The following is a 22,322-nucleotide window of genomic DNA, read 5'->3' on the forward strand; positions in this document are numbered from 1 at the left end:
GCATCATGCCTTTGCCTGCAATTTCGCTATTAATCGCCAAAATATTCTACATATATTCTGGCGGTTTCATACAATTTAATGCAATGCAATTGTACGGTATCCGGTAAATAAGGAGCCAATTGCTGCCAAATGGCAACAGCCAGATTTTCGGTGCTGCACATTTTTCCCTGCATAAAATCTACATCCAAATTCAAATTCTTATGATCTAATTTATCAATCACCCTAGTTTTAATTAATTGGCTTAGCTTTTTAACATCATACAAAAAACCGGTATCGGGGTCGGGCATGCCTTTAATGGTTACATATAAATCGTAGTTATGCCCATGCCAGTTTTCATTGGCACAAAGGCCAAATACTTGTTCATTCTTTTCTCTGCTCCAGTTGGGATTGTAGAGTTTATGTGCTGCATTAAAATGCTCCTGACGGGTTAAATATACCATTCTACACCATTATTTACCGGCAAAGGTAATATTTGCAAGTTTATATTTCAACCGGGTGGCGCCAACAGACTTTATTCTGTATGCTTAGTTGATTGCGGTAAATAGCAGGTATTTACCGTATTGTGTATCCCTTCAATTACTACCTTATAAAAATTGCCGTGGAGCTGTTGCAGTGCAATAGAAAAAACCTGTTGCTTATTTGGAACGTTACCTGCTAAATGATAGGTATCTACATTACCGGATTTAAAACAGTTGGTAGTTGTCCAATAAATTTTAACCGGTTCATTGGCAGAAAATGATTGCCAATGTACTACCAATGAATCATTTTGCAGCATTACAGAGGGGTGCGCAACCGAAATCGGACCCAGCATTGGCACACCATCCAATTCATATTGCATGGCAGTGGGAACAGGCACCTCCATAAAACGAGCAATGGTTGGAAAAATATCTACCACAGCAGGTTCATCTTTTTTGGCATATTCATTCAATTGCTTCGTATTCATTACCATCCAGGTCGTTCTTTCTCTTTCTGACTGCCCACCATGGTTTCGTCCGGTTTGTGCATCACGGCCATGATCGGTCGTTAAAATCAGCAACCATTTTTCATTAAAATGTTTTTCCCGATATTGAATAGCCTGCCAAATTTTACCCATTTGGATATCTAAATATGATACGGCCTGTTTAAATATATCGCCGGTGCCATGCATATGCCCCATATCATCTGTATATTCCAGATATACCCATGAAGCATCCGGACCTGAGCTACGTACAACACTGTCTGCTTTCGCTACCACAGCTTCATCAATCAAATGCATATAATGATGGGCAGCATCATGCGGAAACTGCATTGTATCTAATTCATATCCATCAAAATGTATATCTGGTTTAAAATTGCCTGCCGCAGGCAATCCATCACCCAACAACTTTGTTCTGTTATCTAACCAACTGGAAAATATTGCTACTTTTTTTTCGGGATTGCTCTCTTTAATTAACCGCAAAATATTGAGATAATGATAATTAGGATTTTTAACGCCATTCGTAAACACATTGTGTTTGTATGCCCAGGTGCCCGTTAATAAATTATTGTAACCGGGTGCTGAAATAGTAGGCATTTGAGAATAGCTGTTTGGTATGCCGCCTGTAAACGATCTTCTATAAGTACCCACCTGAATAACTGAATTGATAGCAGGTTTAGGAACTGATTCTATCACATCGGCCGGAATACCATCCGCAATTACAAACAGTACTTTATGTTGTTGATGCTGTGCAAAAAGCACTGAATGAACTGAGCAAACAACCAACAACAAGCAACTGATTTTACATAACTTCATATAAAATATTAATGGCTAAAATTCCAGATTTAAATGGAAATTGTTTTGTTATTTAATTGTAAACAAACCTATTATACCAGATTTACAAACTTTAATTTTACATTCAATTCGATGCTTCCTTGCACGAAACAACAACAGGGAAGCGAAATTGAAGTATAAAAATCGAAAATTTTTTGCATGAAAATTTGGGTAACTGCCGCAACAGCTTTTGAAATACAAATTGCAAAGGAAACTTTACAAAAAAACAAACACCATAAAAATATTACTGCATTGCATTTTGCAACCACCGGTGTAGGCATGCTTTTATCTGCTGTACAATTAACAAAACTGGTTTTAACAGAGCATCCGGATTGCATCATCCAGGCAGGTATTGCCGGTACATTTCATCAACACTTAAAACCTGCCTCAGTAGTAGCAGTAAAAAAAGAGATGTTAGGCGATACAGGTGTAATGGAACAGCAAAATTGGAAAGATATTTTTGATTTGGGATTACAATCAAAAAACACAAAACCTTTTGAAAACGGGAGCATCACCAATCACTATTTAGAACAATGGAATATTACCGCATTGCCGGAAGTTAGTGGTATTTCTGTGAATGAAATTTCAACCAATCCGCAACGCATTGTACAACTGAACAGCAAATATGCACCCGATATAGAAACGATGGAGGGGGTTGCTTTGCATTTTGTTGCCGGTATTTTTAATATTCCTTATATACAAGTAAGAGCTATTTCGAATGTGGTAGGTGAGCGAGATAAGCAAAAATGGGCGATGGAGAAAGCATTGCAAGCTTTGAACAAAGCAATCATTCAATATGTTGAAATTTTGAATGAAATAAATTTTGAAAGTAAGAACTAAATAAAAGCGCATTACATATCATGAAATACACATTAGGATTTTCACCCTGCCCCAACGATACTTTTATTTTTGATGCATTGGTGAATCATAAAATTGATACAAAGGGAATTGAATTTGATGTAATATTAGAAGATGTAGAAACATTGAATAGATGGGCTATTGAAAAAAAATTAGACTTTTCGAAAATTAGTTATGGTGTGCTACCCGCGGTTTCGCCTTACTACTGGTTGCTGCAAAGCGGTGGTGCATTGGGAAAGGGAGTAGGACCATTGTTAATTAGTTTACCCGGTAATAATGCCATCCAAATGTATCCAGAAACAGCCACAGTAGCTATTCCCGGCGAAAACACCACTGCACATCTTTTGTTTTCATTAGCTTACCCTACTATTAGCAATAAAAAAATGATGGTTTTTCATGAAATAGAAACAGCAGTATTAACCGGCAAAGTAGATGCAGGTGTTATTATTCATGAAAACAGATTTACTTATCAGAAAAAAGGTTTAATAAAGCTAAAAGATCTGGGCGAATATTGGGAAAGCGCAACTGGATCTCCCATCCCTTTAGGAGGTATTATTGCCAAAAGAACTTTGCCAACAGCATTGCTATTGCAGATAGATGCATTGATACAGGAAAGTGTGGCATATGCCTATCAAAAGCACCATCAAACACTGGCTGATTTTGTACAACAACATGCGCAGGAAATGCAACCAACCATTATGCGTCAGCATATTGATTTGTATGTGAACGATTACTCGTTTACATTGGGCGAAAACGGTAAAAAAGCTGTAGCAACTTTATTAAAAATATATGCAGATATGCACCATAACGCTATGCCATTGCTGCAGGATGTATGCATTGCATAATTTCATACAATTAGCTACTCCTTTTTATTTTTTAGTACCGCACCATAAACTTGCAATGCCCGTTTACGGGCCATTTCGTGCTGCACAATTGGATCCGGATATTCAAAACTATTCAGCTCCGGTATCCACTTATTGATGTACGCTAAATTTTTATCGAACTTCTCAGTTTGCAATGCAGGATTAAATATTCTGAAATAAGGCGCTGCATCGCAACCACTGCCTGCCGCCCACTGCCATCCGCCGTTATTAGCAGCAAAATCATAATCCAATAACTTTTCTGCAAAATAAGCTTCACCCCAGCGCCAGTCAATCAGCAAATGCTTGGTTAAAAAAGAAGCTACAATCATTCTAACCCGGTTGTGCATATAACCGGTGGCATTTAGTTCACGCATACCCGCATCTACAATAGGATAACCGGTTTTACCGGCACACCATTTTTCAAATGCTGCTTCGTTATTGCTCCATTCAATTTGATCATAAATGGGCTTAAAAGCCTTTCCCCCCCTAACATGCGGAAAATGGTATAAAATGGAATGATAAAAATCGCGCCATATCAATTCATTTAAAAAAGCTTCGTTCAGTTGCTGTGCTTTTGCAGCCAACATACGAATACTGATGGTGCCAAAGCGCAAATGAATGCCCAGCCTGGAAGTGCCATTTACAGCCGGAAAATTACGTTGCTGATTATATTTTGCTATCAGGCCCTCATTGAGTTGTTGCGATGGGATGGGTATATCTGCTGCATGGAAACCCATTTCTGCTAAAGTTGGAATGGTATGTTCGGCCGACTGAAAAAAATGTCTAATATCCCGGCCCGATGGGTAAGATTTTAAATGAAAAGGTTGCAATAATGCTTTCCATTTTCGGCTGTATGGAGTAAAAACAGTATAAGGCTTTCCATTTTCTTTCACCACTTCACTCCCATCAAAAATTACCTGATCTTTAAAAGAATGGAATGCAGCACCTTGCCGGAGCAGAAAATCGGCAATACCGGCATCTCTGACAATGGCATATTGTTCGTAATCTGTATTGGTATACACCGATTGTATGCTAAAATTTTCAGACAACTGTTGAAACACCTGTAACGGTGAGCCGTAGTACACCCACATGCCGCTCCCATTGCGCATCAACTGCCAGTGCATGTTTGTGATTACCGAATGTATAAACTGCACTCTTGCATCATTTCTGTTGGTAAGTTTATCTAAAATATGAGTATCAAATATAAACAGAGGTATAACGGGATGGGGCTGACGAAACGCATGATATAAGGCTGCATTATCTTCAAAACGCAAATCCCTTCTAAACCACATAATAGCTATTTCCTGTTTCATAATAACAATATTGAACGATTTAACAAGCAGCCATTCAAATTGTTTAAACAGCCCATAGCGGTGCTATAAATTTTTCATACAGTAATGGAGTCGTTTGTGTTTTATAGTGCATATTATTCACCTCTTTTACCCACTTTATGCCATAAATGGTATTGGTAAAAAATACTTCGGTTGCTTTTAGCACATCTTCCGGCGAAATGGTAGTTTCTTCCACAGGAATATTTTCAGCACGCAGGCATTTCAATAAATATTTTCGCATAATACCACCTACACAGCCCTCAGTAATTGCAGGTGTTTTAATAATGCCATCCTGAATAATAAATACATTGGCAATGGTTGCATCTGCAACATTGCCTTGCGCATTCAATACCAATGCATCGTTCATTTTTTTTTCCTTAGCCCAATAAGCTGCCATGGCATAGCACAGGTAATTATTACTTTTTATATGTGAGTAGGCATCATTAATTTTTCTTGCATCGGTATAAATGCCGGTAACAAGTCCATTTTCATTCAGTTGATTATTGGCGCTGTTCAAATCCCAGGACTGTATCACATAGTTAGGAAAATCATTTTCAGGATCATATAAACCACCCTCACCACGGGCAATGGTAATACGAATACGTGCGGCTTTTTTATGATGATTTTTTTTAACTAATTCTATAATCTGTTCATGAAAAGCATCGGTTATAAAGTAGTTGGGGCGATTAAAATGCAATTGCTGCAGCGATACAAATAATCTTTCTAAATGCATAGCCTGCAGGCATATTTTGCCATTCAGCATTTTTAGTGTTTCAAAGCAGCCATCGCCATATCTAAAAGACCGATTGCTTACAGAAATTACCGCTTTCTCGTTTTTATACAATTTTCCATTGTAATTAAAGTAGCCGTCCGGTTGCATATCCTAAATTTAGTTTAGTTTTATTTTGCCGCTTAATTAATACTTTTTTTTATGAAAATAGGAGAAATTACACAAACGTTAGAAGATTTTGCAGCACCGGCTTATCAGGAATCTTACGACAATGCCCGATTATTGGTTGGAAATTCTGCAAAGAAGTGCACCGGTGTACTTTGCACGTTAGATGTAACCGAAGCAGTAATTCAGGAAGCACATGACCGGAAATGCAACTTAGTGGTAGCCCATCATCCCATTATTTTTAAGGGTTTACAAAAAATTACCGGCTCTAATTATGTAGAGCGAACCATTATAAAAGCCATTCAGCAAAATATTGCCATTTATGCCATACACACCAATTTAGACAATGTAATTAACGGTGTAAATGGTATACTGGCCACCAAATTGGGTTTAACAAATACTCAAATTTTATTACCCAAACCCAATACATTGAACAAATTGTACACTTTTGTACCCAAAGCCTATACTGAAAAAATAAAAAACGCCCTATTTGAAGCCGGAGCCGGCAATATTGGTGCATACAGCGAATGCAGTTTTAGTACCGGGGGAACGGGAACTTTTAAAGCAGGCACAGGAACCACTCCATTTGTAGGCAATATTGGTGAAAGGCACTTAGAACCGGAAGAAAAAATTGAAGTAATTTTTCCGGCTGTACTACAATCCGCTATTATTGAAGCATTATGGAAAGCGCATCCTTATGAAGAAGTAGCTTATGATGTGGTTCCTTTGCTCAATCATTTTAATCAGGTAGGCAGTGGCATTATAGGCAGTTTACCTCATCCGGTTGAAGAAACTGCATTTTTAGAAAAAATAAAGCATTTATTGAAGGTGCCTGTAATAAAACATACCCGATTATTGGGGAAACCCATTCAAAAAGTGGCTATTTGTGGTGGAGCAGGCAGCTTTTTAACCCAACGGGCAATTGCCGCTGGTGCCGATATATTTATTACTGCCGATGTAAAATACCACGATTTTTTTGAAGCCAACAACACTATTATTATAGCCGATGTGGGCCATTGGGAAAGTGAGCAATTTACAATTGATTTATTGGAGGCGGTTTTACAAACCAAATTCCCTACCTTTGCCGTCCTTAAAAGTAAGGTAAGTACCAATCCCATACAATATTTTTTATAAAACGCATCGCTGCCAATCCAACCGAACGATGAACGGAATGCGACGCAACGAAAGCAATATGGGGGTTGATACAGCCGGTACCATAAAACTATTAAACACAAAAAACACAATACAAAATATGGCAACAGCTAAAGAATTTTCTGTAGAAGAAAAACTGGTAGGCCTTATTAAGCTGCAAAAAATTGACAGCAAATTAGATGAATTTGAAATTTTGAAAGGCGAATTACCCATTGAAGTGAGTGATTTGGAAGATGAAATTGCCGGCATTTTAAGCAGAAAAAACAGGATTGAAGAAGAAATTAATGGCATTTCTGAATTTATTGAACAAAAGAAACTGGCTATCACCGAAAGTGAGGCCATGATTAAAAAGTACGAGAAACAAAGCGATAATGTAAAAAACAGTCGCGAGTTTGAGGCCATCTCTAAAGAAATTGAAATGCAACAGCTTGAAATTAAGCTGTGCGAAAAAAATATTCGGGATGCCAATGAAGAGTTGGCCAATAAAGTAAAAGCTTTGGATGCTGCAAAAAAACAAATTGCTACCAAAGAAGGTATTTTAACCCACAAAAAAGGCGAACTGGAAAAAATTATTGTGGAAACAGAAAAAGAAGAAAAACATTTTAAAAAGCTGAGCGAAGAAGCCCGTAAAGAAATTGATGAACGCTTGTTATACAGCTATGATCGTATTCGCAAAAACTACCGTAATGGACTTGCTGTAGTTCCGGTTGAAAGAGATGCCTGTGGTGGTTGTTACAATGCCATACCCCCGCAACGCCAAAGCGAAATACGCATGCACAAAAAAGTAATTGTATGCGAAAACTGCGGCAGAATTTTAGTAGATGCCGACTTGAACGATTCGGTTGTAGCAAAATAAAATATCTTAACTTTTTTATATCACAAACCAGGGGCTTTACTAAAGCTCCTGTTTTATTTTGCACCATATTGGTATTTTGAATACATTGTTTTAAAAGCATTTATCACCAATGAAATTAGCAACCGCCATCCTTTTATTGTTGTTTTTCTTCAACACAAATGCACAAAAGGTATTTGATTTTTCAAGCTCCTGCCAGCAGGCATATACCGAAGTAATGCAATTGCAAATAGGAAAAGGCTTTCGCTATATTGAAGAAAGCAAACAAGCCAATCCGCAGAATTTAATTCCCGTTTATATTGAAAGTTACATCGATTTTTTTACTCTTTTTTTAAATGAAGATCCACAGGAATATGCCCAAAAAAAGGAACTGTTCGATGAAAGAATTGGCCTAATGCAAACAGGCAATAAAAACTCGCCTTTGTTTTTATATACACAAAGTGTAATTTATTTACAAAAAGCAGCAGTTGCCATAAAATTTGGAGAAACCTGGACCGCAGGCTGGGCATTTAGAAAATCGTTCCTGCTCATTAAAGAAAACAAGAAAAAATTTCCCAATTTTTTACCCAATCAACTTATTTACGGGGCATTAGAAGCCGCAGTGGGTACCATTCCCAAAAACTATAAATGGCTGGCTTCGCTGTTAGGCTTGCGCGGCTCAGTAAAAGATGGAATGTTACAGGTAAAAACTTTTGCTTTCAGCAACAATGCCTGGGCACAACTGATGCGAACGGAAGGCGCATTTATTTATGGATATTTAAATTTTTATTTAGAAAATCAAAAATCAGAAACCGTTCAATTCTTAAGATCGGGACGTTTTGATTTGGTGAACAATCATTTATTGGCCTATATGGCAGCTAATTTGGGTAAAAATGATAAACAGACAGAATTTGCCAAAAGCATTATTTTAAACCGCAGCAAAGCATCGGGCTATTTAGAAACACCGGTTTGGCATTTGGAGTTGGGATACGATTTATTGAATCACTTACAATTAAATGATGCAGTAAGGGAATTTAATTTATTCCTGCAACAGTTTAAAGGAAAATTTTATGTAAAAGATACCTACCGCCGCTTAAGCTGGTGTTATTTTTTAATGGGGAATATGCCTGCGGCAGAAAATGCCCGAAAACAAATTATGAGCAAAGGCAGCACCATGGCCGATGCAGATAAGGAAGCACAAAAAGAAGCACAAACCAAAAAATGGCCCAATGCATTGTTACTGGAAGCAAGACTATTGGATGACGGCGGCTACAGAACAGAAGCATTACAACTGTTAAGGAATACCCATGTTAATAATTATACAGACATAACCGATCAGTTAGAATTTACCTATAGAATGGGTAGAATTTACGATGGATTGGATGACAATGCCAAAGCCATTGAATTTTACCGGAAAGCCTATCAGTTGGGCAAAGACAGAACAGAATATTATGCTGCAAGGGCTGCATTACAGGCAGGGATGATTTATGAAAGAACCGGAAATAAAAATGAAGCAGTTGCTTATTACAATCTTTGCCTGAATTTAGGAGAGCATGATTATAAAAGTTCATTGGACCAGCGTGCTAAAAGCGGCATTGCACGTTGTACCGGACAGTAAGCATGTTTTTACTCATTTTATTCTTTTAATTTGCATTCAATCGCTTTGTCATTATTTTTATTGCCAGTACCATGTTACAAAAACTATACATACAGAATTATGTAATTATTGATGAGGTATCCATTCAGTTTAGCCATAAACTCAACATTATTACCGGCGAAACAGGAGCCGGTAAAAGTATACTGATGGGTGCTTTAAACCTTATTTTGGGCGAGAGAGCCGATACAGCCGTACTGATTAACCCTGAAAAAAAATGTATTATTGAAGGTGTATTTTTAACCGAAAACAGAAAAGCAGTTACTCAATTTTTAAAAGAAAATGAACTGGATTTAGAATCATCGCTGCTCATTAGGAGAGAAATTGCGCCCAACGGAAAATCAAGAGCTTTTATTAATGATACGCCTGTTAGTTTACAGCAACTGAAAACACTGGGTAATTTGCTGGTTGATTTACATCAGCAATTTGATACATTGGATTTGGCCAAAGCCGATTTCCAACGGCAGGTAATTGACGCATTGGCACAACAAAGTGAACCATTAAAAAAATATCAGTTCATTTACAAACAATGGAAAGATACCCTGCAGGAATTAGCATCACTTCAATCCCAAAAAACAACTTTTGAAAAAGAGGCAGATTATAACCGATTTTTATTAGATGAATTAACTACCCTGCAACTGGCCCCCAATGAGCTGGAAAATTTAGATCAGGAATTGAAATTACTCAGCAATAGCGAAGGTATTAAGGCTACTTTAACCGGCATTGTATATCCACTAATAGAAAGTGAACAACCCATTGTGCAGCAATTGAAACAAATAATACAGCAGTTGCAAGGATACCATGCCATGCATCCTGATATACCCGCTTTGATTGAACGCCTGAATGCTGCACATATTGAGCTGAAAGATATTGCAACTGAAATAGATCATATTAATCAGCATATTTTATTTGATGCAGAACGTATTGCAGAAATTGAAGAGCGGCTGGCAGCCGGATATAAGTTGTTGAAAAAACACAATGTACAAAATACTGAAGCATTACTTTCCATTCAACAACAATTAAGCGAACAGTTACAACAGGTTTTATTAATTGATGATACCATTGAACAACTGGTAAAAAAAGCTGCAGCATTGCAACAGCATGCTACTGAACTGGCAACAGCCATTTCAGGGGAAAGACACAAGCAAATTCAACCCTTTGAGCAAAAAGTAAATCGTTTATTGTTTCAGGTTGGTATGCCCAATGCACGAATAAAGGTAAATATACAAGCCACTACTTTGTGGGAATATGGCTTGGATAATATTGAGTTTTTGTTTGATGCCAACCATACCAACCGCTTTGAACCGGTAAAGAAAGTGGCCAGCGGGGGCGAGTTAAGCAGGCTGATGCTTTGCATAAAATCACTGATAGCACAATACATCGATTTACCAACGCTAATTTTTGATGAAATAGATACCGGCATTAGCGGCGAGGCAGCCAAACAAGTAGGCTTGATTATGAAAAATTTATCGGAAAACAGGCAAATTATTTGTATTACACATCAGCCACAAATGGCTGGCAAGGCCGATGCACATTTTTTTGTATATAAAGAAAACATCAATAACGCAACTCAAACAAATATACGTTTGCTGAATCAGGAAGAAAGAATTATAGCCATTGCACAAATGCTGGGCGGAGAAAAACCCGGTGCAGCCGCATTGGAAACAGCAAAAGAAATGATGCAACCTTAAAAAATTTGTCTAATTGTAAACAAACAGCAGCAGTTGCATCCATTTCTTGCATTAAATCTTTATGTTTGAGGTTTCATAAACAATTTTTTTACAGTTGAAAAAATAAATGTATGGCATACAACTTATTAAAAGGCAAAAGAGGTATTATTTCCGGAGCATTAGATGAAAATTCAATTGCCTGGAAAGTAGCGGAAAAAGCGCATGAAGAAGGTGCAACATTTGTATTAACGAATGCCCCCATTGCCATGCGTATGGGGCAAATTAATGCGCTGGCAGAAAAAACCGGCTCTCTCATTATTCCTGCAGATGCCACGAATGTTGAAGAGTTAACCCATTTATTTACGCATGGTCAGGAAGTTTTGGGCGGTAAAATAGATTTTGTTTTACATTCCATTGGTATGAGCGTGAATATCAGAAAAAATATTCCCTACACAGAATTGAATTATGATTACTTTTTAAAAGGTATAGATGTTTCTGCATTATCATTACACAAAATGCTGGCCGTTGCTAAAAAATTAGATGCCATTAACGAATGGGGAAGTGTGGTGGCTTTAACTTATGCAGCAGCACAACGCACTTATCCTTTTTATACAGATATGGCAGATATTAAAGCTATGTTAGAATCTATTGCAAGAAGTTTTGGCTACCATTATGGCGTAACAAAAAAAGTACGCATCAATACCGTTTCTCAATCTCCAACTAAAACAACTGCTGGTACCGGAATTAAAGGCTTTGGCGACTTTTTTGATTATGCCAATGCCATTGCCCCATTAGGCAATGCTACTGCCGAAGATTGTGCCAATTATTGCATTACGTTGTTTTCAGATTTAACCCGTATGGTTACCATGCAAAATCTTTTTCATGATGGTGGCTACTCCTCTACCGGTGTTAGCAATACCATTATGGAAAAAATGGGATTGGAATAAAAGTCACTTCAAAATATTGCAATTAAAAGCCGGATTTTCACCGGTTTTTTTATTGTACAGGCACAAAAAAACCACCCATAAATGGTGGCTAATATAATGGAAGGTGGTTTCGTTAATACTCATCCTCATTAAACATAAAATCCTCCTGACTTGGGTAATCGGGCCAAATATCTTCAATACTTTCATAAACCTCCCCCTCGTCATCTAATTCCTGCAAATTTTCAACCACCTCAATGGGTGCACCACTACGGATAGAGTAATCTATTAACTCATCTTTAGTAGCGGGCCAGGGTGCTTCTTCCAGATAACTTGCCAGTTCTAATGTCCAGAACATATTTAAAAATTTTGTGCAAAAGTAACCGTATCTGCGAAACTACCAAAAATGGCTTTACAGGTATTTGTAAATTATTTTGAAAAAATAGGTAAAAAGCAGGAATCTATTGTAAGTTTACGGCCAAATACCTTTGTAAAATTTATGTTAAGTGCCCGCAATATTGTAAAAAAATACAATCGTTTAGAAGTTTTAAAAGGCGTAAATGTGCAAATTGAACAGGGCGAAATTGTATCAATTGTAGGTTCTTCCGGAGCCGGCAAAAGTACCTTACTGCATATTTTAGGTACTTTAGATGAGGCAGACGGCGGCGAAATTATGCTGAACAACCAACCCATTCATCAGTTAAAAGGTAAAAAATTAGCAGATTTTAGAAACAATCATATTGGGTTTGTATTTCAGTTTCACCATTTATTACCTGAATTTACAGCATTGGAAAATGTATGCGTACCGGGTTGGATTGCCCAAAGAGGGAAAAAAGAATTACAATTGCACGCCACTGAGCTGCTCACCCTACTGGGATTGGCAGATAGAATACATAATAAACCTCAGGAATTAAGCGGCGGAGAACAACAAAGGGTTGCAGTGGCAAGGGCGCTCATTAACCGGCCCGATATTATTTTTGCCGACGAACCCACTGGCAATTTGGATAGTGCCAATGCCAAAGATTTACACGATTTATTTTTAAGATTGCAGCAGGAATTAGGGCACACTTTTTTAATTGTTACCCATAATGCGGAACTTGCTGCATTAAGCAACCGGGTTTTACACATGAAAGACGGGCTAATTGTTTCCTGAAACAACTACTGAAATTACTACTGAATACGGGGCTTCCAGGCAATTTCTGCTATTTGCAGTTTGTGTCCAATGCAACGGGCTATAACAAATAAATAATCACTCAACCGGTTTAAATATTGAATTACCAAAGGATCTACAAACAAATTGTTGGCTTGCATAGCCACACACAAACGTTCGGCTCTGCGGCAAACACAACGGGTAATATGCGCGGTTGAAATGGCAGTATGCCCACCCGGTAAAATGAAATGCTTCATCACAGGTAAATCGGCCTGCATGGCATCAATATGATGTTCTAACCACTCTATGTCGGCTTTATTTAAATCAGGAATTTTCATTAAAGGTGCTTTTTCAGGATCGCAGGCTAAAGAAGATCCAATGGTAAATAACCTGTCCTGAATTTCTTTTAAATCAGCACATAATGGCTGTAAAACAGGAAATAGAGCAATTGAGTCGCTTAGCAATCCAATAAATGAATTCAATTCATCTACCGTACCATAACTTTCAATACGAATATGATTTTTTGCAACTTTTGTTCCACCAATTAAGCTGGTGTTGCCGGCATCTCCGGTTTTTGTATAAATTTTTAGGGCCATATTGTACAATATCAATCAAAAGATGTTACAAAGTTACCCGTAAAAAGGTTTATGCTATACAGTAAATAAATAAAGCAGGTTTTCTTCTATACCTCATTATTGATAAACGGTGTGCGTAGTAAAATCTTTGATATTATCACTTTCAATTACCCCATCGCGCAACCGAATAATGCGTTTGGCATAACGTGCAATATCTTCTTCGTGGGTTACCAGTACCACTGTATTGCCTGCTTCCTGAATTTTGCCAAAAATTTCCATTACTTCAACTGAAGTTTTAGAATCTAAATTTCCTGTTGGCTCATCTGCCAATAAAATGGATGGATTATTGACCAATGCTCTTGCAATAGCAACTCTTTGAATTTGGCCACCACTTAATTCATTCGATTTATGATGACTACGATCACCCAATCCAACTTTTTGCAAAGCCTCAATGGCTCTTTCCAGCCGCTCTTTTTTAGCAACACCTGCATAAATGAGGGGAAGTGCTACATTTTCTGCAGCTGTTAAACGGGGTAGTAAATTAAATTGTTGAAAAACAAAACCAATTTCTTTATTACGTACTTCAGCCAAATCATCATCGGGCATTTTACTAACATCTTTACCATTTAAAATATAACGACCACCCGTTGGCGAATCAAGGCAACCCAAAATATTCATGAGGGTGCTTTTTCCACTTCCGGAAGGTCCCATTAAGGCTACATACTCATTCCGTAATATAGAAAGACTGATCCCCTTTAATACTTTGATTACCTGGTTTCCTATAAAATAATCTTTCTCTATATGATTGAGTTCAATAAGAATATCCATACGGTTGATAATTAAACTTTATTTTTTTATAACAGTAGGTACCTGAAAAAAATCGCCATTGTGCAGCGGCGCATTCTTCAATGCTTCAGCCTGCGTAATTTGGTTATCAACTTCATCTTCCCTAAAAACATTCATGGGCTGGCCCACGTACATTAATGGTGCAACATTGGTAGTATCAACCGCCTGCAGTTCCTGTACAAAGGCTATCATATTTTCCAAATCGCTAATTAATTGGGGCATATCGGCTTCATCAACATTCAAACGGGATAAATGCGCCAATTTTTCAACCATAGCTTTATCAACCTGCATATTTAAAATTTTGTTTTAATATTCTAAAAAACAATACCGTTACTAACGAGTATGGTTATTCTTTCAAAAATAACTGAAATGTTCTAATTCATCACAGCCTTTGTATTAACGGCAAATTCGGCTGATTAATTGAAGCAGATGGATGACTATCTGCAAAACATGGTTATTTTTGGGAATTGAGCTTATCCAGCGCAGCTTGTGCAAACTTTAAAATATCTTTTGTACCCATATAACCCAATGCATACATCACCGGTTTACCTGCTGCATCTGTAAATACCAATGTAGGATAAGCATTTACACCAAAATAGCGGGATACCTGCGGGCCAATGCCTTTTTCAGCATCAATAGAAATATTAATAAAATTATTATTAAAGAAATCGCCTACTTTTTTATTTTGAAAGGTTTTGGTTTTCAATAGCATACAAGGCGGGCACCAGGTTGCATATACATCAACAAATATTAATTTGTTTTCTTGTTTAGCCATTTGCTTCGCTAAATTCCAATCCTGTTCTATAAACCGAATGGCATGTGTTACAACATTCGGTTGTTGCATCATATACTGCTTTTCGCCGGCACGATTGGTTGAAGGAATCAACCAAATAAAGAATGTAATGAACAATGTTTTCAACAGCATGCTTCCAATTGAAATGTAAAATTCTGATTTTCAAATGAGAAAATCTGTTAAATCTGATGATTGTAAATAATTTTAAGGCAATATGTAGCAATAATACTACAATAAATACAATAAATTATACGTTATATGCTTCAGCTTATATAACTTTAATATGGAGATTTGAATAACCCAACTCTTAAATAAACCTATAACCTGAGAAAGAATCTTGTCGCACTTACAATTTGATGTATTGGCGACACCCAAATACTATATCAGTCTATATAAATATTATAATAGATTATGAAAGTTTTAGTAGTAGAAAGTAATCCTATTCTGTTGAAAATATTGACCATAAGATTAAGTGAGGCCAAATATACCGTATACAGCAGTTTAGAAGGAGAACATGTGCATGAATTAATAGTGCACATTAAACCTGATATACTGATTACTAAATTAAAACTGAAGTATGCATCAGGACTTGAGTTAATTAAGTTAGCCAAATCAAAGTTTCCAAATATTTTTATAGTAGTAATAACCAAACTTACACAGGAAGAAATCATCAATGATTTAAAAAAATCAGGTGTAAATAAATACATCAAGAGACCATTTAATATTGAACAAATATTAACTGCAATTTCTGAATTCAAATCGAAACAGATTGCACAACCTGCTTTATTAAATTTACCTGAAAGCATACCATTGTATAAATACCCTGTTCAATTATATAAAGATGGAACCAATGAATTATAATATTACGAAGCAAACGCTTATATTTTACTATATACACCTCGAAACACTTCGAACAGTTGCGTTGATATTCTTTATTCTGTCTGTTACTCTGGTGATTGTAATTTATACCAATACCTACATTAAAAAAAGGTATTTTCTCCTCAAAATTATTATTCAAAAAAGAATGAGCAACTGGCTGGCTGAACAAATTGCTGCAACAAATGAACCATCAAGTGAGTTACCCGATAGAATAAAAAATATTTTAAAATCAAACTATGCTAAAAAAATAATCACGAATGAATTAATAGTATTAAAAAATAATATTCAGGGAAAAGAAGTAGGGAATATCATCCGATTGTATGAAATTTTACAACTAAAAGACAGTTCAATTAAAAAACTGTACAGTAAAAAATGGTATGTAAAAGCAAAGGGTATCCACGAATTATATACCATGGATCAACGAGATTTATTAAAGGTAATTTATAAAAATACAAATAGTACAAACGAATTGGTACGCACAGAAGCACAAACAGGCATTGTAAATATGTATGGATTTGATGGACTTCGGTTTTTAAGTGTTATATCAAATCCAATCACAGAATGGCAACAAATTAAACTATTAGCACAATTACAAAACCAACAGCCAAGTAATGTTTTTTTAAAAAAATTAAACGAATGGCTACGATCAAAAAACGATACTGTAATAACATTTTGCTTAAAAATAGCAGCTATTTATAGCATTAAAGAAGCATTGCCTATTATTCACCAAACTTGTTTAAAGCATAATAATGCCTTTGTTAGAAAAACAGCTATTGAAACATTGGTTTCATTTCCCCAACAAACAGAAACATCAGCACTAAAAGCACTTTATAAATTAGAAACAAAACAAAATAAAATAGCCATACTAACTGTACTACGAAAAATCGGAAGCAGAAACGATATTCAATTTTTAAAAGAAATAGTTCTATCTGAAGATATTGATTTAGCTAAAGAAGCTATGATTACACTATTAAAAATAGCACCGGATATGATAACGTGGAAGGAACAATTATTTGTACAAAAAAACAAAGTAACAAAATTCACTTTGCATGCACTAGATGAACTAGCTTATCAATAAATTTTGATGATACTGTTTCAACACAAAAGCTCGTGCAACTGAAATGATTTTTTTAGCCACACATCATATACTATTTGAAATTGCCTCCATCATTTGCAACATAAACATTATTTGGGAGAATGGTATGTTGTGGCTCCTGAATGCACATCAACTGACTGAAGCAATATATCATATTATTTCAGAAATAATATTCATTTACTCGGTTGCACTTATTACCACATACTTATTTATAGGATTATATTCAATTGGAGAAACAAAAAAATACCTACATAAGAACACATATACTGATTATGATTTACTTTTTACCAATAATTATGCTCCAGGCATTAGTGTACTGGCTCCTGCTTATAATGAAGCAAAAACTATTGTGGAAAATGTACATTCACTCTTATCGATTGATTATATAAATGTTGAAATTATTGTAATCAATGATGGCAGTAAAGATGATAGTTTAACCCAATTAATTACTGCATTTGAATTAGAGCAGGTAAACTTTTATACAGAAGAGAAAATTAAAACAAAACCTATAAATGGTGTTTACAGAAGTAGAAATCCGCTTTACAAAAAATTGATTATTGTAGATAAAGAAAATGGAGGAAAAGCAGATGCGCTTAATGTGGGTATCAATATTGCCTCAAAAGATTATATTGTTTGTATAGATGTTGACTGCATTTTGGAACCAGATGCATTATTAAAAGTAATGAAACCATTTTTAGAAGAGTCGGATAAAAAAGTAATTGCTACCGGTGGTGTTGTTAGAATTGCCAATTCGTGTGAAGTGGTGCGTGGGAAACTTGTAAAAGTATATTTACCTGAAAAGTATTTGCCACGCATGCAAACACTGGAGTACATCAGAGCTTTTATTTTAGGCAGAATGGCATGGAGTCGTTTAAACGGATTAATGCTAATATCCGGAGCATTTGGTGCATTCGATAAAGAAATTGTGATACAGGCTGGTGGTTATAACCACAAAACTGTAGGAGAAGATATGGAACTGGTGGTAAGAATGCGCAGGTATATGGAAGAAAGAAAACTACCATATGTAGTGAAATACATTCCCGATCCTCTGTGCTGGACAGAAGCGCCGGATAATTTTAAAATTTTAGGCCGCCAGCGTAATCGATGGCTCCGGGGAACTTATGAAACATTGTGGCTGCATAAAAAAATGTTTTTTAATCCCAAATACGGTATACTTGGCCTATTAAGTTATCCTTATTGGTTTTTCTTTGAACTATGTTCACCCATCATAGAATTTATAGGTTTTATCAGTTTTTTAATTTTTGCTTTAGCAGGAATATTGGATTGGAGTTATTTTATTTTATATTTAATCGTTATAATATTTTTCGGATATACTTATTCCATTTTTGCCATTTTAATGGAAGTACTTACATATCATCAATATAAGCGGAGAATAGATATTACTCATTTAATATTTAGCACTTTTACAGAACCTTTCTACTTTCACCCATTTGTAGTTTGGAGTGCAATGAAAGGATTTATTGATAAAATCAATAAAAAATCAAATTGGGGTGAAATGGTTCGAATAGGATTCAATAAAAAAAATATTGTTACGGAAAACAATACAACAATTATACAGCACAAAGAGGAACATCTAAAACAAAAAAAGGATCGTAAAACATTAGAAGTATTTGGAAATTATTTTTTGAAGTTGGTTTATTTCTCAAAACTGTATGCAAAATATATCATAGTATTTGTGAGCACTATTATAACCATCAGTACACTTGAATTATTAGCTGAAATCTATAAAAATGGTGCTCCTGATCAATTACCAAAAATTTTGCAAAGCTCTATCTTTCATGATATACGATTTTTATTTTTAGTTGTCATTAGCTTGTATTTCCCATTGTATCTTGCATATTTAATTAGCCGAAAATTTTCGAAACTCCTTATTCAATCAGTTTTTTTTAGTGTATGCATTATTCAATTAATGTTATCAGCATATTTTTACTTTACTCAGGTGCCTTTAGGAGCGGATATATTTGGTTATAGTTGGAGTGATATTGTAACAACCATTACAGCATCAAATATTTCAGTTTATGTAATCATAGCTTTTTGGGGAATTGTATCCATTATTTTTTACCTGCAAATATTTCTACCCAAAAAATTAAACCCTGGCAATATTAGCATTAGTATCTTTAGTGGTATACTGGTAATACTTTCTTTTACAGGATTTTCTTCTTTTATGAAAATTAGAGAATACAACAATTATTACTACAACAACTTATCACAAAACAAAACTGCATATTTTCTAAGCGCATCGTACCAATATCTCTTTCCAAAACACATTGAAAATATAGCACAATTAAAGCAAGAAAAATTTGTTACAAAAAATTTTAAATATATATATGAAAAAAAATATCCTTTTCTACATATAGCAGATAGCTCTGCCGAAACCCTTTCACAGTATTTTAAAACTGACAGTACCATACCCAATATTGTCATTATCATTGTAGAAGGTTTAGGAAGTGCATTTAGTAATGATGAAGCTTATTTGGGCAGTTTTACACCTTTCTTAGATTCTTTATCAAAGCATGCATTGTATTGGAGTAATTTTTTAAGTGAGGGTGGCAGAACTTTTGCTGCACTACCTTCTATTACAGGATCACTCCCATTTGCACAAAGTGGCTTTGCAGAACTTGGCAATAAAATGCCGCCGGCATTTACGCTCATGAACTTATTAAAGAAACATGGCTATCATTCTGCGTTCCTGTACGGTGGAGATGCATCATTTGATAATATGAACCTGTTTATGAAAAAAAATGGAACAGACAGAATATTTGATATGCATGATTTCAATGCCACAAAATATCAAAAAATAAATTCAGTGAATAATTTTTCATGGGGTTATGAAGATAAATCGCTGTATCAGTTTTATTTTGATCATCTCAACAATACAACACCCTACCTGAATGTTTTGCTAACTTTATCTACTCACGAGCCTTTCTCACTCAATCAGGCAGCTTTATACTATAATAAATTTGATAAACATTTAAGCCGACTTGCATTAAGAGAATCAGATAAAGAAAAAGTTGCACATTACAAACAAGAGCTAAGTGCAGTTTTATATGCCGATGAAAATATAAGATATTTTTTTAATGTTTATAAACAAAGAACAGATTTTACACATACTATTTTTATCATAACCGGTGATCACAGAATGCCTGAAATCCCTATAGAAGATAAATTAGACCGATATCATGTACCCTTGATTATCTATTCGCCATTATTGAAAAAAAGTGAAGTGTTCAGGAGTATATCTACACATTTTGATATAACGCCAACACTTATTAAGTTATTACAAAAGCAATACAGGCTTGCTTTTCCGGATACTGTTGCATGGATGGGATTAGGTTTAGATACCGCAATAAGGTTCAGAAATATACATCATTATCCATTGATGCAAACAAAAACCGATTTAGTAGATTTTATCAGTAATGAGTACTTAGAAAACCAGGAAAGCCTGTTTAGAATTTATCCAAGCTTATCGATTGAAGCAACAAAAAAAGACTCTGTATTGGCAGAAATCAATAATAGATTTAATCAATTCAAAGTAAAAAACAATCAATTCGCAAAAGATTTAAAACTATTACCCGATAGCTTGTTTAAAAAATATACAGAATAATTAAATCCCACAAGCTACAGTGTATGTTAGTGTATCTATAACCTAAACATCCAGGCTACTCCTACCTGATATTGATTACCTTTGATTTTGGGTAAATATTCCTGATTTACCCAATTAGCATCAATCGACAATACATTCATTTTCCCAATAGTTTTCCGGTATAACAAGCCCGCTTTATAAGCAACCAGATTAGCCCTATTATCTAATAAAACTGCATTATACCTGTCATCTGGCGAAATACCATAACCGGCAGAAATGCCAATAAAGTCATAAGCTCCGCCAAAATAGTAACGCGCCATTGCGCTATAAGAAACACCGGCTTTGGAAGTATAATTAGACGGAATAATATAAGCTCTTGCCCCAAAAAGCCAGTTTTTATAATACTTGCCAGCATAGGCAGTATATAACCAAGTTGGACTATTACCAAACTGTAAATAGCGTACCCCCATTTCTGCTTCATAACTTTTTGGCAAATTAGCATATAATGAAAATGCACCACGCCATTGAGGAAATACCCCGTTATTATTTCCCGTATAACCAGCATTGATATAGCTGTAAAATATTTTTGAAATATGCGGATAAGATTCTACTTCAAACTGCAAGGCATTTTCGTTGAACCTATTGGCATAATTTACTCTTCCGGTGATTAATCCCAACGAGGTTGTCCTTCCATAATCAACACTAGCCAAATGCCAGGGGTTGTTAAATTGTTGATCAAAATATACAAAATCATAACTCAGATCTATCTGATTTTTTGAGAGTAATGATTTAATAGATGCGGCCAACGCCCTTGCAGCAGCCATTTCATTTCTAAAATGAATCAGTTTTTGAATAGTGAAATAAGCACTATCATAGTTTTGTTGCGCTACAAAAATCCTTGATTTTAACAACAGCAAGGATGCTGATTCCGGATGAAATTGCAAACCAGTGTTACATATAGCCAATGCTTTTGGATAAGCATTATTCCAAAATAACATTGTAGCATATCCTAATGAAGCATCTTCATAGCCAGGATTTTTCTGCAAGGCATTTTCAAAAAAATAAGCCGCACTGTCATAATTTTTTTCCCAACTGTTTATTCTGCCCATAAATACCCATAAATCAGTATAACCCGGGCTTTGCTGAATACCCTGCTGCAGGTATTGTTTTGCCAATGCATAATTATGCTGCCGGAAAGCAGCATTACGAGCTAAAATAAGTAAACTATCGCTTGATAAATTTGCTTGAGAGTAGATAGTAGTAGTAAAAAATAGCAGAGATATTAGCCATAAATACTTATTACACTGCATGGGATAGGTGTTAAAATACCTGTAAAGGTAGTATCAGCAGTGCATTTTAAGCACTGAAATGCAATTTTTTTTGTAAAACGGGATAAGCTGTTAACTTTAAAA

General features: G+C 35.6%; 21 protein-coding genes. 11 read left to right on the forward strand and 10 right to left on the reverse strand.

Features of this window, described 5'->3' with window-relative positions; all coding sequences use genetic code 11:
* Positions 1-29: 29 nt before the first annotated feature.
* Positions 30-440 carry a 6-pyruvoyl trahydropterin synthase family protein gene (locus JK139_RS02340; protein ID WP_074420416.1) on the reverse strand — a complete coding sequence of 137 codons (411 nt, stop codon included), beginning with the start codon at positions 438-440 and terminating at the stop codon, positions 30-32.
* Positions 441-511: 71 nt separating this feature from the next.
* Positions 512-1,771, reverse strand: a complete 1,260-nt coding sequence (locus JK139_RS02345; RefSeq protein WP_075051452.1) for an alkaline phosphatase family protein — start codon at positions 1,769-1,771, stop codon at positions 512-514.
* 177 nt (positions 1,772-1,948) lie between these two features.
* On the opposite strand from JK139_RS02345, the gene mqnB reads away from it, so the two are divergent.
* Both mqnB and JK139_RS02355 read left to right on the forward strand, forming a co-directional pair.
* The gene (gene mqnB, locus JK139_RS02350) at positions 1,949-2,629 is read left to right on the forward strand and encodes a futalosine hydrolase (protein WP_218330488.1); all 681 of its coding nucleotides are present in this window, start codon (positions 1,949-1,951) and stop codon (positions 2,627-2,629) included.
* A 20-nt stretch (positions 2,630-2,649) separates the two neighbouring features.
* Positions 2,650-3,492 (forward strand): 1,4-dihydroxy-6-naphthoate synthase, encoded by an 843-nt coding sequence (locus JK139_RS02355; RefSeq protein WP_218330489.1) that lies wholly within the window; start codon positions 2,650-2,652, stop codon positions 3,490-3,492.
* A gap of 14 nt (positions 3,493-3,506) precedes the next feature.
* Here JK139_RS02355 and JK139_RS02360 read toward each other — a convergent pair whose 3' ends face one another.
* Positions 3,507-4,823 carry a cryptochrome/photolyase family protein gene (locus tag JK139_RS02360; protein WP_218330490.1) on the reverse strand — a complete coding sequence of 439 codons (1,317 nt, stop codon included), beginning with the start codon at positions 4,821-4,823 and terminating at the stop codon, positions 3,507-3,509.
* A 43-nt stretch (positions 4,824-4,866) separates the two neighbouring features.
* Positions 4,867-5,721 (reverse strand): aminotransferase class IV, encoded by an 855-nt coding sequence (locus JK139_RS02365; protein WP_074420411.1) that lies wholly within the window; start codon positions 5,719-5,721, stop codon positions 4,867-4,869.
* Between the two features lie 51 nt (positions 5,722-5,772).
* Between JK139_RS02365 and JK139_RS02370 the strand changes: the two genes are divergently transcribed.
* The 5 genes from JK139_RS02370 (at position 5,773) to JK139_RS02390 (ending at position 11,991) form a co-directional block, all read left to right on the forward strand.
* Complete coding sequence (locus tag JK139_RS02370; protein ID WP_074420410.1) at positions 5,773-6,870, forward strand: Nif3-like dinuclear metal center hexameric protein; 1,098 nt, start codon at positions 5,773-5,775, stop codon at positions 6,868-6,870.
* Positions 6,871-6,988: 118 nt separating this feature from the next.
* Positions 6,989-7,744, forward strand: coding sequence for a zinc ribbon domain-containing protein (locus JK139_RS02375; RefSeq protein ID WP_074420417.1), 756 nt, complete (start codon positions 6,989-6,991; stop codon positions 7,742-7,744).
* Positions 7,745-7,853: 109 nt separating this feature from the next.
* On the forward strand, positions 7,854-9,338 hold the full coding sequence (locus tag JK139_RS02380; RefSeq protein ID WP_074418322.1) for a tetratricopeptide repeat protein: 1,485 nt from the start codon (positions 7,854-7,856) through the stop codon (positions 9,336-9,338).
* 71 nt (positions 9,339-9,409) lie between these two features.
* The gene (gene recN, locus JK139_RS02385; protein WP_074419577.1) at positions 9,410-11,065 is read left to right on the forward strand and encodes a DNA repair protein RecN; all 1,656 of its coding nucleotides are present in this window, start codon (positions 9,410-9,412) and stop codon (positions 11,063-11,065) included.
* Positions 11,066-11,175: 110 nt separating this feature from the next.
* Entirely contained in the window at positions 11,176-11,991 is an 816-nt protein-coding gene (locus tag JK139_RS02390) for an enoyl-ACP reductase FabI (RefSeq protein WP_074418324.1), read from the forward strand.
* 112 nt (positions 11,992-12,103) lie between these two features.
* On the opposite strand, the gene JK139_RS02395 is transcribed toward JK139_RS02390, so the two are convergent.
* A complete protein-coding gene (locus JK139_RS02395) occupies positions 12,104-12,325 on the reverse strand; it encodes a DUF2795 domain-containing protein (RefSeq protein ID WP_068244984.1) in 222 nt (73 codons plus the stop codon).
* 48 nt (positions 12,326-12,373) lie between these two features.
* Between JK139_RS02395 and JK139_RS02400 the strand changes: the two genes are divergently transcribed.
* Positions 12,374-13,120: an ABC transporter ATP-binding protein gene (locus JK139_RS02400; protein ID WP_317196287.1), complete on the forward strand. Its 747-nt coding sequence runs from the start codon at positions 12,374-12,376 to the stop codon at positions 13,118-13,120.
* Positions 13,121-13,137: 17 nt separating this feature from the next.
* Here the strand turns inward: JK139_RS02400 and JK139_RS02405 are convergent, their stop codons facing one another.
* The 4 genes from JK139_RS02405 to JK139_RS02420 all read right to left on the reverse strand — a co-directional run bounded on the left by JK139_RS02405 (position 13,138) and on the right by JK139_RS02420 (position 15,463).
* Positions 13,138-13,713 (reverse strand): cob(I)yrinic acid a,c-diamide adenosyltransferase, encoded by a 576-nt coding sequence (locus JK139_RS02405; protein ID WP_074419578.1) that lies wholly within the window; start codon positions 13,711-13,713, stop codon positions 13,138-13,140.
* 96 nt (positions 13,714-13,809) lie between these two features.
* Positions 13,810-14,520, reverse strand: coding sequence for an ABC transporter ATP-binding protein (locus JK139_RS02410; protein WP_074418326.1), 711 nt, complete (start codon positions 14,518-14,520; stop codon positions 13,810-13,812).
* An 18-nt stretch (positions 14,521-14,538) separates the two neighbouring features.
* Positions 14,539-14,829 (reverse strand): Asp-tRNA(Asn)/Glu-tRNA(Gln) amidotransferase subunit GatC, encoded by a 291-nt coding sequence (gene gatC, locus JK139_RS02415; RefSeq protein ID WP_074418327.1) that lies wholly within the window; start codon positions 14,827-14,829, stop codon positions 14,539-14,541.
* A gap of 163 nt (positions 14,830-14,992) precedes the next feature.
* Positions 14,993-15,463: a thioredoxin family protein gene (locus tag JK139_RS02420; RefSeq protein ID WP_081298681.1), complete on the reverse strand. Its 471-nt coding sequence runs from the start codon at positions 15,461-15,463 to the stop codon at positions 14,993-14,995.
* Positions 15,464-15,742: 279 nt separating this feature from the next.
* Between JK139_RS02420 and JK139_RS02425 the strand changes: the two genes are divergently transcribed.
* From JK139_RS02425 to JK139_RS02435, 3 genes are read left to right on the forward strand one after another with little or no spacing between them, the layout of a single operon-like run.
* Positions 15,743-16,192: a response regulator gene (locus JK139_RS02425; RefSeq protein ID WP_074418328.1), complete on the forward strand. Its 450-nt coding sequence runs from the start codon at positions 15,743-15,745 to the stop codon at positions 16,190-16,192.
* Positions 16,182-17,288 (forward strand): HEAT repeat domain-containing protein, encoded by a 1,107-nt coding sequence (locus JK139_RS02430; RefSeq protein ID WP_074418329.1) that lies wholly within the window; start codon positions 16,182-16,184, stop codon positions 17,286-17,288. Before JK139_RS02425 ends, JK139_RS02430 begins: the two co-directional genes overlap by 11 nt.
* Positions 17,289-17,331: 43 nt before the next feature.
* Positions 17,332-20,931 (forward strand): sulfatase-like hydrolase/transferase, encoded by a 3,600-nt coding sequence (locus JK139_RS02435; protein ID WP_218330491.1) that lies wholly within the window; start codon positions 17,332-17,334, stop codon positions 20,929-20,931.
* A 35-nt stretch (positions 20,932-20,966) separates the two neighbouring features.
* On the opposite strand, the gene JK139_RS02440 is transcribed toward JK139_RS02435, so the two are convergent.
* A complete protein-coding gene (locus JK139_RS02440) occupies positions 20,967-22,220 on the reverse strand; it encodes a YaiO family outer membrane beta-barrel protein (protein ID WP_218330492.1) in 1,254 nt (417 codons plus the stop codon).
* Positions 22,221-22,322: the final 102 nt, after the last annotated feature.

The organism is Hydrotalea lipotrueae (assembly GCF_019249625.1).
Classification (GTDB): Bacteria; Bacteroidota; Bacteroidia; order Chitinophagales; family Chitinophagaceae; genus Hydrotalea; species Hydrotalea flava.

Bases quoted from the DNA above. Each gene is read 5' to 3' on its own strand.
- JK139_RS02340 (WP_074420416.1), bottom strand. From the start codon at position 440: ATGGTATATTTAACCCGTCAGGAGCATTTTAATGCAGCACATAAACTC.
- JK139_RS02345 (WP_075051452.1), bottom strand. From the start codon at position 1,771: ATGAAGTTATGTAAAATCAGTTGCTTGTTGTTGGTTGTTTGCTCAGTT.
- mqnB (WP_218330488.1), top strand. From the start codon at position 1,949: ATGAAAATTTGGGTAACTGCCGCAACAGCTTTTGAAATACAAATTGCA.
- JK139_RS02355 (WP_218330489.1), top strand. From the start codon at position 2,650: ATGAAATACACATTAGGATTTTCACCCTGCCCCAACGATACTTTTATT.
- JK139_RS02360 (WP_218330490.1), bottom strand. From the start codon at position 4,823: ATGAAACAGGAAATAGCTATTATGTGGTTTAGAAGGGATTTGCGTTTT.
- JK139_RS02365 (WP_074420411.1), bottom strand. From the start codon at position 5,721: ATGCAACCGGACGGCTACTTTAATTACAATGGAAAATTGTATAAAAAC.
- JK139_RS02370 (WP_074420410.1), top strand. From the start codon at position 5,773: ATGAAAATAGGAGAAATTACACAAACGTTAGAAGATTTTGCAGCACCG.
- JK139_RS02375 (WP_074420417.1), top strand. From the start codon at position 6,989: ATGGCAACAGCTAAAGAATTTTCTGTAGAAGAAAAACTGGTAGGCCTT.
- JK139_RS02380 (WP_074418322.1), top strand. From the start codon at position 7,854: ATGAAATTAGCAACCGCCATCCTTTTATTGTTGTTTTTCTTCAACACA.
- recN (WP_074419577.1), top strand. From the start codon at position 9,410: ATGTTACAAAAACTATACATACAGAATTATGTAATTATTGATGAGGTA.
- JK139_RS02390 (WP_074418324.1), top strand. From the start codon at position 11,176: ATGGCATACAACTTATTAAAAGGCAAAAGAGGTATTATTTCCGGAGCA.
- JK139_RS02395 (WP_068244984.1), bottom strand. From the start codon at position 12,325: ATGTTCTGGACATTAGAACTGGCAAGTTATCTGGAAGAAGCACCCTGG.
- JK139_RS02400 (WP_317196287.1), top strand. From the start codon at position 12,374: ATGGCTTTACAGGTATTTGTAAATTATTTTGAAAAAATAGGTAAAAAG.
- JK139_RS02405 (WP_074419578.1), bottom strand. From the start codon at position 13,713: ATGGCCCTAAAAATTTATACAAAAACCGGAGATGCCGGCAACACCAGC.
- JK139_RS02410 (WP_074418326.1), bottom strand. From the start codon at position 14,520: ATGGATATTCTTATTGAACTCAATCATATAGAGAAAGATTATTTTATA.
- gatC (WP_074418327.1), bottom strand. From the start codon at position 14,829: ATGCAGGTTGATAAAGCTATGGTTGAAAAATTGGCGCATTTATCCCGT.
- JK139_RS02420 (WP_081298681.1), bottom strand. From the start codon at position 15,463: ATGCTGTTGAAAACATTGTTCATTACATTCTTTATTTGGTTGATTCCT.
- JK139_RS02425 (WP_074418328.1), top strand. From the start codon at position 15,743: ATGAAAGTTTTAGTAGTAGAAAGTAATCCTATTCTGTTGAAAATATTG.
- JK139_RS02430 (WP_074418329.1), top strand. From the start codon at position 16,182: ATGAATTATAATATTACGAAGCAAACGCTTATATTTTACTATATACAC.
- JK139_RS02435 (WP_218330491.1), top strand. From the start codon at position 17,332: ATGATTTTTTTAGCCACACATCATATACTATTTGAAATTGCCTCCATC.
- JK139_RS02440 (WP_218330492.1), bottom strand. From the start codon at position 22,220: ATGCAGTGTAATAAGTATTTATGGCTAATATCTCTGCTATTTTTTACT.